Origin of the sequence: Kocuria rosea (assembly GCF_023715525.1) — a bacterium.
In the GTDB taxonomy this organism is placed as follows: Bacteria; Actinomycetota; Actinomycetes; order Actinomycetales; family Micrococcaceae; genus Kocuria; species Kocuria rosea_A.
In genome coordinates this window covers 15,203-27,934 of record NZ_JAMBOG010000005.1, presented here as the reverse complement: position 1 = coordinate 27,934, position 12,732 = coordinate 15,203, and the positions used below count along the sequence as shown (strand labels likewise).

Annotated in this window: 11 protein-coding genes; 6 read left to right on the top strand and 5 right to left on the bottom strand. The window is 72.2% G+C overall.

The window, feature by feature from the left end; all coding sequences use genetic code 11:
• Nucleotides 1–141: 141 nt before the first annotated feature.
• Nucleotides 142–762, bottom strand: a complete 621-nt coding sequence (locus tag M3185_RS04750; RefSeq protein ID WP_251332527.1) for a class I SAM-dependent methyltransferase — start codon at nucleotides 760–762, stop codon at nucleotides 142–144.
• An 880-nt stretch (nucleotides 763–1,642) separates the two neighbouring features.
• On the opposite strand from M3185_RS04750, the gene M3185_RS04745 reads away from it, so the two are divergent.
• The 5 genes from M3185_RS04745 to M3185_RS04725 all read left to right on the top strand — a co-directional run bounded on the left by M3185_RS04745 (nucleotide 1,643) and on the right by M3185_RS04725 (nucleotide 3,869).
• Nucleotides 1,643–2,047, top strand: a complete 405-nt coding sequence (locus M3185_RS04745) for a GAF domain-containing protein (RefSeq protein WP_251332526.1) — start codon at nucleotides 1,643–1,645, stop codon at nucleotides 2,045–2,047.
• Nucleotides 2,044–2,361, top strand: a complete 318-nt coding sequence (locus M3185_RS04740) for an ANTAR domain-containing protein (RefSeq protein ID WP_251332525.1) — start codon at nucleotides 2,044–2,046, stop codon at nucleotides 2,359–2,361. Before M3185_RS04745 ends, M3185_RS04740 begins: the two co-directional genes overlap by 4 nt.
• Before the next feature lie 10 nt (nucleotides 2,362–2,371).
• Nucleotides 2,372–2,713: a hypothetical protein gene (locus M3185_RS04735; protein WP_251332524.1), complete on the top strand. Its 342-nt coding sequence runs from the start codon at nucleotides 2,372–2,374 to the stop codon at nucleotides 2,711–2,713.
• 150 nt (nucleotides 2,714–2,863) lie between these two features.
• Complete coding sequence (locus tag M3185_RS04730; protein WP_251332523.1) at nucleotides 2,864–3,583, top strand: GAF and ANTAR domain-containing protein; 720 nt, start codon at nucleotides 2,864–2,866, stop codon at nucleotides 3,581–3,583.
• 19 nt (nucleotides 3,584–3,602) lie between these two features.
• On the top strand, nucleotides 3,603–3,869 hold the full coding sequence (locus M3185_RS04725; RefSeq protein WP_251332522.1) for a hypothetical protein: 267 nt from the start codon (nucleotides 3,603–3,605) through the stop codon (nucleotides 3,867–3,869).
• A gap of 1,239 nt (nucleotides 3,870–5,108) precedes the next feature.
• Here the strand turns inward: M3185_RS04725 and M3185_RS04720 are convergent.
• The 3 genes from M3185_RS04720 to M3185_RS04710 form a co-directional block, all read right to left on the bottom strand.
• The gene (locus M3185_RS04720; RefSeq protein ID WP_251332521.1) at nucleotides 5,109–5,537 is read right to left on the bottom strand and encodes an Hsp20/alpha crystallin family protein; all 429 of its coding nucleotides are present in this window, start codon (nucleotides 5,535–5,537) and stop codon (nucleotides 5,109–5,111) included.
• Nucleotides 5,538–5,911: 374 nt separating this feature from the next.
• The gene (ftsH, locus tag M3185_RS04715) at nucleotides 5,912–7,960 is read right to left on the bottom strand and encodes an ATP-dependent zinc metalloprotease FtsH (RefSeq protein WP_251332520.1); all 2,049 of its coding nucleotides are present in this window, start codon (nucleotides 7,958–7,960) and stop codon (nucleotides 5,912–5,914) included.
• An 870-nt stretch (nucleotides 7,961–8,830) separates the two neighbouring features.
• A complete protein-coding gene (locus M3185_RS04710; protein WP_251332519.1) occupies nucleotides 8,831–9,331 on the bottom strand; it encodes a cupin domain-containing protein in 501 nt (166 codons plus the stop codon).
• A gap of 1,536 nt (nucleotides 9,332–10,867) precedes the next feature.
• Between M3185_RS04710 and M3185_RS04705 the strand changes: the two genes are divergently transcribed.
• On the top strand, nucleotides 10,868–11,707 hold the full coding sequence (locus M3185_RS04705; RefSeq protein ID WP_251332518.1) for a hypothetical protein: 840 nt from the start codon (nucleotides 10,868–10,870) through the stop codon (nucleotides 11,705–11,707).
• A 35-nt stretch (nucleotides 11,708–11,742) separates the two neighbouring features.
• Here the strand turns inward: M3185_RS04705 and M3185_RS04700 are convergent, their stop codons facing one another.
• A complete protein-coding gene (locus M3185_RS04700; protein ID WP_251332517.1) occupies nucleotides 11,743–12,459 on the bottom strand; it encodes a GAF domain-containing protein in 717 nt (238 codons plus the stop codon).
• Between the last annotated feature and the right edge of the window lie 273 nt (nucleotides 12,460–12,732).

The following is a 12,732-nucleotide window of genomic DNA, read 5'->3' as shown; positions in this document are numbered from 1 at the left end:
GGGACGTCTTCTGTCGGGTGGGCCCTCAGGTGCTCCGGGACGGGGCTGGTGGTTCGCGCTGTCCCCGGTGCTCGGTGCCTGGCAGCCGGTCCCGGAAGCGTGGTCCCGGGCTGCTCGCGGTGCAGCTCGGCGGTCCCGGTGTCAGGGCTGCGGGGCTGTGGCACCGCGCAGCACGGCCACGAGGAAGTCGCTGTCCTCCCGGAACGGCCGCAGGTCCCAGGTGGACAGGAGCAGGTCGGGCACCAGACCGGCCTGCTCGGCGTCGGTGAGGAACTGGGCGAAGGGGTAGCCGCGCCCAGCACCGAACCCGACGACCGCGCGCCCTCCGGAGGCCAGGTGCCGCTGGAAGCGCCGCAGGACGTCGGTGCGTGTGCTCGGGGCCAGGAAGGCCATGACGTTGCCGGCGCACAGGATGATGTCGAAGGGCTCGGGGATCCCGCCGGCGGGCAGATCGAGTTCGGCCAGATCCCCGATGATCCAGTGAGGCCCGGGATGATCCGCGCGGGCGGCGGCGATGAGGGCGGGATCGACGTCGACCCCGACGACGGTGTGCCCGGCGTGGTGCAGGTAACCGCCATTGCGGCCGGCTCCGCAGCCGGCGTCCAGGATCCGTGAGCGGCGGCAGACCATGGCGTCGATCAGCCGGGCTTCCCCGACGATGTCCTCTCCGGCGGCCGCCAGCTCTCGGAACCGCTCGACGTACCAGGCCGAGTGCCCGGGATCGGCCTGCACCTTGTTCATCCACACGCTCTGTTCCACCACCCCGTCAGGGTACAGGCGGAGCCGTGCCCAGCTCGGCGAAGGCTTTCCGCTGGGCCCCGCCCTCCGGACCAGGAGGCGATGAGGACCTTCAGCAGTCCCGTCGCCGTGTGTCTGCTGGGGCGCGCCTGTGCCGGCTCAGGCGGAGTGCGCAGGCCGGGCGGGGACGCGGCCGCGGGCGGACGCAGCTCCTCACGCAGCCGCTGGGCGTCGGCGGCACAGAGGTCGCTGCCGTGGTCGCGCCCGTCCGGGGCGACGGTGACGGTCGAGGGAGCTTGCCCAGCGGTCAGTCAGCCTCCGTGGTGTGTTCTCCTCGTCGTGGCCCCGGGGTGCTTCTGTGGCCGCCGCGGTAGCGGTGGGGCCGCGGGAGCCCTCGGTGCGGTTGCCGGTGACGACGGTGCCCTCTCCGGCGAGGTCCACGCACAGCGTGCCGTCCTCGGCGAGGGGCTGCCATCGCCCGGTGGTGGCGGTGCCGTAGTGCTGTGTGAAGGCAGCGGCCGGGACGACGGCCCGGGCAGGTCCGCGGTCGGAGCCGGAGGGGGCGGCGCTCGCCGTGGAAGCCGCGTGCACCGCCCGGCCCGCCAGGCGCTTCCTCTTTCGAGGCGGGCAAGCAGGACTGCGGGCGGCCTGCTGCGCGGTGCTGTCCAGGGCGCTCCTCCGTCGACGGTGCGAAGAGTCGGTACGGGGGTGTGGAGGCGGTGGTGCGCGCAGTGCGTGCTGGCCGTCCCGGGGCAGGCAGGTGGAGGGGGGTGCAGGGAGCGGAATGGGGCGTAGGCTGAACGTCCAGGACCAGGGCGAACTACGCAGACGCACCCCGCCGAGCGGAGCGATCTCCGAAGCCGGGACGTGACCTCCGGTCGCCGTCACGACCGGTGGAGCCCGCATGAACCCTGATCCTCCGGTGTCCGAGTTGGGCATGGCCTTCGCCCGCATCCAGGGGATGCCGCTGAGCCAGCCGGACGCTGCCACGGCGGTGGACCAGCTCGCCCAGGTCGCCCACGCCGTGATCGGCTCCGCCGCAGGGGCCGGCGCCTCGCTCATCGACTGCACCGGCCGGGCAAGATCCGCCGGGGCCACCGACGCCCTGCAGTACGAGCTCGGCGACCTGCAGTACGAGCTCGGCGAAGGCCCCTGCCTCGGCGCCTGGGCGACCGCATCAGTGGTGCGCGTCGACGACACGGCGAGCGAGGCCCGTTGGCCGGGCTGGTGTGCTGCGGCCAGGGAGCAGGGCATCGGCTCGGTGCTGAGCACCCCGCCGGTGCTCGGCGGACGGCGGGTGGGGCGATGAAGGTCTACGCCCGTGACCCCGGTGCCTTCACCGCAGAGGACGAGACAACGCCGGGTCTGCTTGCTGGGGCGGTGGCGGTCCTGCTGGGCTGCGACCAGCCTGGCGACGCCCCGCACCGGCTGAGCGCTGCTGTGCAGGCAGCCCTGGCGGACCGCCAGGAGGTGGGGGTCGCGGTCGGGGTGCTGATGGAGCGCCACGGCACCGGCCTCGAACAGGCCCGGGCAGCGCTGCTGCACGAGGCTGTGATCCAGGACCGCCCCCTGGCACAGGTCGCCCGCCAGATCCTGGCCCGCCCGGCGGACCGGGAAGGGTAGGAGGCCTGTGATGGACGACGACGAGGTGGGCCGGGAGCAGGCACGCGGCCTGGCCCGGGCGCTGGACGCCGCCGACCTCGCGGTGGGGGCGTTGTGGCTGCACTACTTCCGGCTGGGCGGGGAGGTGCAGGAGGTGGAGATCGATGCCTATCTCCATCACGCCCTGCGGCTGCCGCGCTTGGAGCGCGACCTGCTGGCTCATGCGGCCAACGAACTCGTCGATCACGGCTCCGGCACCCGCGCTCCCTACTCCTCCGAGGTGCCGGCGGACGACCCGGACGAGACGGCCCGCGGTACCGAGGGCACGGAAGGAACCGACGGGGACGGTGGTCCAGGTGGTGCCCAGCACTGAGGCGCACTGTCGGCGGCGGGCTCGGCACGGTGGGCTCACGGGCTGACGTGGTCCGGAGTATTCTGGGGGCAAGGGCAGTCAATGACCGGATTCCCTTGTGCCCCCGGTGTTCCGGGACGGAGAGCGGGTCCGTCGGACCGGGGGACCATTATGGACAGCGAATTCTCGGGCACGGAACTGACCACGGTCTTCGCCCGCATCCACAGCATGTTGCTCAGCCGGGAGAGCGCCGCCACCGCGGTGGAGCAGCTGGCCGAGGTCGCCCAGGACGTGGTGGACTCCGCGATCGGTGCCGGGGCGTCGATGATCGACGACCAGGGGCACACCATGTCCACCGGCGCCACGGATGCGGTCGCCGAAGCTGCTGACACCTTGCAGTACGAGCTGGGCGAGGGCCCGTGTCTGAGCGCGTGGGCCACCGAGGCGCTGCAGCGGGTGGACGACACCGCCACCGAGACCCGGTGGCGTCGCTGGTGCGCGGAAGTGCTACCACTGGGGGTCCGCTCGGCGATGAGTGCGCCGATGCTGTACAAGGGCCGCTGCATCGGGGCGCTGAAGGTCTACACCACCACCGCTGACGGGTTCACGGCCGCTGATGAGCGGCGGCTGAGCCTTTTGGCGGCCGCGGCCGCGACCCTGTTGGGTGCCGCCCAGACGTCTGAGGCCCCGCGCAAGCTCAGCGAGGCGTTGCGCACCGCCTTGTCCGACCGCCAGATGGTCGACGTGGCCACGGGGATCGTGATGGAACGTCGGGGGCTGGGTCAGCAGCAGGCGCGCGTGGCACTGCTGGAGGCCTCCCGGGCCCAGGGCCGGGAGTTGACGGAGATCGCCCGGGCGGTCCTGGACCGTTCCCCCGACGCGACGTTCTAGCACCGGGGGTGAGGAGGCGATGGCCCGAGAACAGGCCCGTTTGCTGCGCCAGGCCATCCAGCGTGCCGGGATCGGGTGCGAGCAGTTGTGGTTGCACTACTTCAGCATGGGGGGTGAGGCGGGGGAGGTGGAGGTCGACGCCTATCTGCACCAGTCCTTCAGCTTGCCGCCTTTCCAGCGGGACCTGCTGGCGCACGCGGCCAACGAGCTGATCGCCCGGATGCCCCCGCCACAGGCCCCGTACGTCTCGGACCTCGCCGAGAACGACAACGCCGAGGAGGACTGAGACGGTTCCCGCGGTGCTGAGCGGGTGGCACGGACCCATCACGGGATTGGCCCCCAGGACGAGGGGTCGGAGGCGTCCCGGAGGCCGTCGGCGGCCGCGGAGAGCTGGTGGGCACCCATGAGCACGCCCACGGCGCGTGCGATCCGGCCCCGGGGCCGCCACGGCGCCCTGGAAGTCGGTGCTCCAGCGCTGAGCTCGCAGGTGGGTGCGCTCGACTCTCAACAGGGCCGCACCGGGCCGGTGAGCGAGCTCAGCAGGACGCTCAGTGCGGAGCGGATGCCTGCCGCGGCCTGGGTCCGGCCCCAGGCCGGCCACCGCGGGTCCGGTGGCCGTATCAGGGACGTACTGAACGCCCACGGTGTCCCAGGCCCGCAGGCACGGGCCCTCCCCGAGCCCGTGCTGCAGCGCATCCGCCTGAGCCACGACCGGGCCCGTGGCCGCGACGGTAGTGCACGTCCCGTCCTGGTCCACCACGGGGATCCCGGCCCTCGCCGCCATGGGGATCAGCTCCTGGGCGACCTCCACCCACTGCGCCACCGCCTCAGCGGCCGTGCGGGCCTGCAGTACCACGCCCCGAACACGGGCCAAGGCGGCACCCGGACCGGCCGGCACCGGATCAGGTTCCATCAACTGTCCTCCGGCCATGCCACCAACCCCTGAACCGGCCCCCCTGACACCACAGGAGTCCCACGCCGCAGCAGTGCACATCCGGCAGGGCCGCCGTGGACCGCAGGCGGACGGCGCCTCTGACTGACGATCTTCCACGGGACGTGCCGCACCGACCCGGTCGTGGGAACGATCCCCGGTGCCTTCGGTCCTGTCCTGCAAGCCCGGGGCTACGAGGCGGAACTGGCGGGGGCCGGATGCCTGCTGTGACCGGAGGCCGATCCGTTGTGCAGGTACGGGCTGTCAGGGCCGCCCACCGGCCCGCGAGATGACCGCGCCGGTGGCGTGTGCGGCGAAGGAGCGACATCGTCACATGCCTCCGCGGATACCGGAGGACGAAACCGCCCTGTTCCTGCTCGCCGGTCGGCCGTCGCGAGCCCGATCTCGCCTGTTGCCGTCGGTGGCAGGGTGGACGTGCCCGCTGCTTCGAGGCCTGCCACAGATGGGCGGGCTTGCCGATCACGGCCATCGCCTCGGTCGGCCTGTGCGCCTCAGCGGCCCGTCTCATGAGCGGGCGGCGGGGACCCGAACATCTCACGGGTCCCCGCCGCCCTGCTGGTCAGGGCGTCAGGTTCAGCCGCGGGTGACGGGGATCTTCTTGGTCCCGGTCAACTCGTCGGCACCCCTGACCGGGGCCCGGACCTCCAGCACCCCGTCCTTGTAGGTGGCGGTGATGTCGTCCTCCTTGGTCCCGGCCGGAAGCGGCAGGGTGCGGTAGAAGGACCCGTAGCGGAACTCCGAGCGGTAGGTGGCCTTGTCCTTGCGCTCGGACTTCTGGCGGCGTTCGGCCCGCAGGCGCAGCGTGTCATCGACCACGGTGAGCTCCACGTCCTGCTCCGGGTCGATGTCGGGCAGCTCCGCCCGGATCACCATGGCCTCGCCGTCATGGAACTCCTCGACCTTGGGCCAGGACACTGGCATGCCGGGCTGCAGGTCGCCTTCCAGGAGCCGGCGGAACGGCTCCAGCACGTCGAAGGGGTCCCTGCGCATCAGTCCAGCCATCACTTGCCTCCTCTCCTCGACGCCGGCCCCCGCAACGTCGGGCCGGCCGTCAACCGGAGGCCGTGGACCCGTCGGGGGCCGGAGGTGCTCTTGTTGGGACACTTCCAGGATAGGCACCGCCGGCGGGGAGCGAAAGATCCGTTCTCGGCGCGGTGGCAGCGTCAGCCGGGCCCGTCGTGGTCACGAGCTCATAGGGGAGGCCGGTGATGGAGCGGTCGACAGGTCCTGGGCACGCCACGCCGCCTCCTGGTGGTGGAGGACGTGCCGGCCCGAGGATGCAGGTGGCGGCGAGCTGCGATCGGCCGTGCGGCCGGTCGACGCCCACGCCGCCGCTGCCGGAGCGGCTTCAGCTCGAGGCCGCGGGGGACAGGCCCTCACCGCTTCGACGTGCTGCCCCGGCGGGAGCTGACCATGCCGCTGGCGGTGTCCTCCCGGGACGGAAATCCGGGGACGGCGCCGACGAGCTGCGGGGTGGCGGGTCGGCGTTCGATCCCGGCGACGGCGTAGACCTCGGTCTCGTCCAGGCTCTCGCGGTCCATGAGCGTGGACACGATCGCCTCGAGCCGGTCCCGGTGGTCGCCCAGCACCTGGCGGGCCTCGGCGTAGCAGTCGGCGACGAGGGTGCGCACCTCCTCGTCGACGGCTTCCAGGAGCGCCTCCGACGCCCCCGCCTGCCGCGGGTCGCCCTCGAGGGGGTAGACCTGCACGGGTCCGACCCGCGGCGACATCCCCCACCGGCCGACCATCTGCCGGGCGATGCCGGTGGCGGTCTGCAGGTCGGACTCCGCCCCGGTGGTGATGACGCCGAAGACCTCCTCCTCGGCGGCCATGCCGCCCAGTGCCCCGATGATCCGGCCCCTGAGATAGTCCCGGTCATAGCCGTACCGGTCCGTGTCCGGGGTGGACAAGGTCACTCCCAGGGCGCGACCGCGCGGGACGATGGAGATCTTGCGCACGAGGTCCGCCCCGGGCTGGAGCATGCCCAGCAGAGCGTGACCGGCCTCGTGGTAGGCGGTGCGCAGCCGCTCCTCCCGGGGCAGGACCACGGAGCGTTCAGCACCCAGCTGGACCTTCTCCAGCGCGTCGGTGAAGTCCCGGAGCGTCACCTGCTCACGCCCGCGCCGAGCAGCCAGCAGCGCCGCCTCGTTGACGAGGTTGGCCAGATCGGCCCCGGTCATCCCCGGGGTGGTACGCGCCACGTGGGCGAGGTCAACGTCGGGGGCTAGGGGCACGGTGCGGGTGTGGACGGCCAGGATCTCCTGGCGCCCGTGCTGGTCGGGCACCCCGACGGTGATCTTGCGGTCGAAGCGACCGGCCCGGGTCAGGGCCGGGTCCAGGATGTCGGCGCGGTTGGTGGCGGCCAGCACGACCACACCTTCGGTGCCGGTGAACCCGTCCATCTCTGTGAGGATCTGATTGAGGGTCTGCTCGCGTTCGTCGTGTCCGCCCACCGAACCGGTCGCCGAGCGGGTGCGCCCGATAGTGTCGATCTCGTCGATGAAGACGATGGCGGGAGCGACCTTGCGCGCCTCGGCGAAGAGCTCGCGCACGCGCGAAGCGCCCACCCCGACGATCATCTCGATGAACTCCGAAGCACTGGCCGAGAAGAACGGCACGCCGGCCTCCCCAGCCGTGGCCCGGGCGATCAAGGTCTTGCCCGTGCCGGGCGGGCCCTCCAGCAGCACCCCTTTGGGCATCCGAGCCCCGAGGCGACGGTACTTGTCAGGGTCCTTGAGGAAGTCGACGATCTCGACGACCTGATCCTCGACCTCGTCGATGCCTGCGACGTCGTCGAAGGAGACACGCACCTCGGAGGGGTCCACCCGGCGGGGCTTCTTGCCGCCGAGCATCCCGCCCATGGCACCGCTCTGGCGGCGCAGCACCCACAACCAGAACCCGACCAGCACCGCGACCGGCAGCAAGGAGATGAGCAGGTTCGCCAGAAAGCCCCGCTCGGTGGTCACCGGGGTCGCACTGACCTGGGCATCGCTGCGCTGCAAGGCTGCGAGAAGGTCGTCGTCGGCGAAAACCGGCCGCTCGGTGGTGAACTCGGTGTAGGTGTCCTCCTCACCGGGACGGTCGGCCGGCTCCTTGAGGACGCCTTCGATCGTGTTGCCGCGGGCGAAGACCTCCCGGACGTTGGCGTCCTGCACCTGAGCGGTGAACTCGGTGTAGGGCACGGCGGCCACCTGGGCGCTGCCCACGTCCTGGACGGTGGTCAGCGCGAAAAGCAACAACCACCACCCCAGCAGCCACGCCCAGAAGCGCCACCAGGTCGGCTTCTGCGGCCCCTCTCCGTCCCCCGGCAGGCCCTCGGTGCGCCACGGGCGCTGCGGGGCGGTCCCCCGGCGCCGCCGGGCCCAGCGCGCCCGGCCGACAGTTCCCTGCTCCGTGGTCTGCCCGGCCCCCGTGTGATCGGCCATGACGTCTCCTTCGACGACAGTCACTGCGACATCACTATGACCGATTCCGGTCCAGCGCGCACGGGTCGCGGCGCCCTCAGAACTCCGTGCCGCCACGGGCGACCACGGCCATGGATCGGGACGGCGGACCCCAGCATGCGCCCGAGCGTCCGGGGAGTGATGCGGCGTCGGGCAAGCCCCCCACCGCACCGGTACCGGACACCGGTCTTAGGGAGTGCGGCAGAACCAGCAGCGCGGGGCTGCGCTGTCTCGAGCGTGCTGGATCGAGTCGGTGCCGCAGGCAGGAAGCAAGAGGATCGCCGTACATGTGGCGACGGCGGTGGAGAGCGCGTCCGAGCCGGTGGGTGTGGTGCCTGGACCACGGTCCTGCCCCTTGCACCTGGTCCCACAACTCGGGAGCCTGACGGCCAGCAGGAGTGGCGGCAGGCGGTCCGTGGGGATGGGGGCCGGTCAGCTCGCCACCCTTTGGGTCCGCCCGGACACCGAGTCAATGCTGTCCCTGGACCAGTCCAGGATCTGCTTCTCTTCAGAGCTCATCGGGCACCCGCTGGTGCAGCTTCTCCCACACCTCGGCTTCCTGCCGGTGGCGCATCCGCCGGGCCGTGTGCTCGCATCCTCCACCCAGCTCCGGGGGCAGGTCCCGCCACCGGCACCCGGTATGGAGCACGACCAGGACTCCCCAAGGCCGCCCGGCCACCGATCCGAGGCCGCACGCCAAGGTTCTGAGGCGGTCGCGGGGGTGGGATGAGCGGGGGATCAGCTCCCACGGCTGGTCGTCGACCATCCACTGGTGCTTCCTCGCGGCATGCCGGCATGGTCGGCCAACCGAACAAGCACGAGCAACGGCCGATCGGGTGCTGGGACCAGGTGCTAGAGCGAGGCCGGTGGCGGGCCGAGGATCTCGATGTGGTGGCGGGCGGCGGCCGCGGCCAGGGCGGCCGGGTCCACTGGCCCCGGGCCCGGCAGCACCCGCTCGAGTGCCGGGGTGCCGGCCTCGGCGGTGAACTCCTCGAAACCGGCCGGCACGGTGATCTGCACGGTGTGCAGCGGCTCCTGTGGGGCGACGAGGAACGTGTGGGCTGAACCGACGGGGAGGAACACGAAGTCCCCGGGCCCGGCATCGAAGACGGTGCCGTCGCATACGAAGCGCGCCCGCCCGGACACAATGTAGAAGACCTCGTCCTCCTCCAGGTGACGGTGCACCGGAGGGGCGAACCCGGGCGGGTTCACGAAGTCCACGATGGTGAGCTTGCCCCGGGTGCGGGCCCCGTCGACCTTGACGGTCACCAGGCTGCCGAGGAACCAGAACGGGGTCCCCTCCTCGGCCGTGAGCACATAACCACCGGGAGCGCTGTCGGAGGTTCCGGTCATGACGATCCTGCTCTCCTCGCACACACCGGGGGATGCGGTGGACCGAGTGTACGTGCCGGCGCCCCCGTGACGGAACGGGCCCGATAGGGGACCTGACCGTCCTGGCGCGCAGACCAGCAGTAGTCCGCGGCAGGCTGCACCGAGGGCCGCACCGGCTTGACCCGGCCCGCAGGCAGTCCCGCCCCCCCACCCCGGTGCGGGGGACAGAGCCCCGTTCCGGCGGCGCACCATGCCCCTGCTCGCGACACGCAATCCAGCCCGCGGGGTGTGGGGCCTTACGGGGTGGCCGGGCACGCCGTGCGGCGGGACGAGGACGGGTCGGTCTCAGCAAGGGCGCCGACACCACGTCCCTCTTTCGACCGGGCTGGTGGCGCCACGGACCGCATCGACCTCGCGGGCGATCCTGCCGGCACCCCGCCCAAGGAGCGGTGGGCAGAGATGGCGCAGTGAGGGCTGTTCCGTCTCCAGCCGCCCCGCCGCTTACCCGGGTGCGGCGGGACAGACGACGGGCCCTGCGCATGGGGGATGGCAGAGCCCGCGGGGTCCCCACGAAGGCGGGGACACCAGCGATCCGCACCGCACCCGACACCGAAGGGGGGGGGCCGCCGGGGGCGCAGATCGCCACTGGCGACATCATCCCCAGTCGGAGCACACACCTAATCCGATCCCCAGGGTCTGTGGCCCCGGGCGGCCAGGGCCTCGACTCGTGACCGGGCGGCTCGACGACGGACAGCAACCCGTGGGGACCGGCATGGTCCTGGGGTGGGCCAGGGTCGCCCAGCACGGTATCGGCGACCTGCGCCAGGGACTGGCCCAATCGGCGGGCTGCCGCCGGTGACCGTGCCCGGGCGGGGCGCACCGCCCGGTGGTGGCGTCCCCTCAGCGCCTCTGCAGCCCGCTCGATCCGCCTGCGGGCCTCCACGGCGGACGCCAGAGAGGCGCTCAGCCGGCGCCTCCAGCCTGCCCCGCGCCTTGGCCACCGGCCAGGCGCCATCCGTGGAGGTTGCGTCTCGATCCCACCCGGAGCCGATGACGCCCGGAAAACCGCGACGAGGCACTCAGGGCGAAAGAAGTGTCATTCACTGGAGCACACCAATGTGTCGCCCAGCCACAGCGATATTGCGGCTCGGCCTGAGGGCCACGTGAGCCACCCCGCATGATCGATGGCGGAACGAGCAACCGCAGGGCGGACCAGCGCCGTGACGGCTGTTTGCCCCTGGCCGGGCTTTCGCCTCGTGGACAACAAGGTCCGCCAAGGAAACGGACCGGCCACCCGCGGAGGGACCGTGCTGGGAGCCCGTTCCGCCTCCGGTCACCCCTGCACCTCTGTCGGCGGTGTACCTCCGCGTGGTCGGTGAACCACCCCGGTGACCGCTCACCATTCGGTCACGCCCCGACGGACCCTCGACGGCAGGTCTCCCCACTTCGCCCTGCGTCCTGGCTACGGTAGGGCCCATGGACTCCGTTCCGATGACCCCCGGCCCCGGCAGGACCCCACCGCCGACGGTGGAGCCCGGTGGCGGGTAGGAGCCGGCCGTGCCGATGACCCACTACCGGCGGATGGCCGATCAGCAGGCCATCGCCGCCCTGGAGGAGTTCCTCACCGAACGCGCCCCGGCGCTGGAGGCCCTGCACGCTGCGCTGCGCACGGAGGGAATGGACCCGGAGGTGCTGCTGGATGCCTCCCCGGAATCGCTGACCCCGCTGTGGGCGTGGATCACCGACCACCAGGCACAGCTGGCCGCCAACCCCTCGGCCGACTCCCCGGTGCAGCCGCGCGAGCAGTGGCCTTCCTGGGCCAGGCACACGGTGACCAGCCTGAAAATTCCCTCGGCGACGATGTTCACCCTGCTGGACGGACTGGTCTCCTATCTGGCCCAGGTGCTCATCATCGGCGCCCCGACAGCGAGATGGGTGGTGGGCTCACCGCAGGATCCCCGGCACCACCTCCACCACCATCCGGTGCTCACCGGAGCCGGCCACCAGGTCTTCGTCCCGACGCTGCCCATGGGCGGGATGCTGCGGCTCAAACGCGCAGAGCCCTCGCTGCGACCCACCGAGCTGGCCGAGTACGCCGCCGCAACCGTCAAGAACCTGTCCGAGGCGGCCCCCTACCGCCCTCCGGCCCCGGACCCGCCGGTGGTGGTGGTCGCCGAACCGGAAGGCTTCGACGTCGGGGTGCGCGCCGACATCGCCGGCGACCACCCCCAGCTGGTGGAACGGATGGCCACCGCACTCACTACCCACCACGGGGTCACCGCGGTGGAGCGGCTCGGGCGCGACGCGATGCTGGTGCACGCCCGGGACGGGGATGCCGATGCCCTGCAGCACCGGCTGACGGCGTGGCTGAACATCCACCTGCCCTTCGACCGTTGACCCCGGGGAGGGCAGGGGCGCCGCGGAGGAGGAGGTCACCCGGCCGGGTCGGCGAGGGACTCCACGATGGACTGGGCGGTCTCGGCCAGGGACCGGTGGTGGGCGTGGGCGGCCTCGGCCAGCAGCCGCTGGGCTGCGGGGCGGGTGAGACGGTGGCGCTCCATGAGGATACCGGTGGCGGTGTCGAGGGCCTGGCGGTCGGTGAACACCGTCCGGAGCGCATCACTGATGCGGGGAGCGGCGCCCGTGGCCTGTCCGGATCCCAGCAGGGCGGCCACCGCCGCGGCCAGCAGGCCCATGGTGCGTTCATCGGCGGCGGTAAACGCGTGCGGAGTGGTGGCGTAGACCTCCACCACGCCCAGGGCTTCGGCCCCGAACATCAGCGGCGTGGCCAGCATCGAGCGGATCCCCAGCTGACGGGCGGCCGGGGACCAGGCCGGCCAGCGGATGTCGGTGGCGGTGTCCTCCACGCGTTCGGTCCGTCCCGTCGCCCAGGCGCTGTAGCAGGGGCCTTCGTCCAGGGCGTGCTCGAGGTCCTCGGCGGCGGCAAGCACCGCATCGGTGGCCGTGGTGGTGATCTCCCCGCCGCCGGGTTCGAGCAAGACCACCCCCGCCCCCTCCGCACCAGGAATCAGGTGCCGGGCCAGCTGCGCCAGCTGGTCCACCGTGGTGGGGGCGGTGTCCTGGCCCAGCAGGATGGTCTGCAGCCGGCTGAACAACTCCACCAGCTCCCGTGCGGAGGCCTCAGGCACCCCCATCACCCCCTCTCCGGATGCGACCACCCAGGTCACCCCCATTGTGGGACTCCACCGGCCCTTGGCACCGCTGCGTGGTCCCTTCGTTACGCCCATGCCCACGCTGCCACCGAGCCACCTCTGCGCGGCCGGGCGGCTGCGGCCAGGCCGGCCGCACGATCGGCCGCGCAGCGCCCCTCAGCGGGCGCCGCTCCCCAACTCCCCGTTCCAGCGACCTGCGGGCCACGCCGGATCCGCAGCCTCCACCAGGGTCCGCCCCGGGCTGCTGTG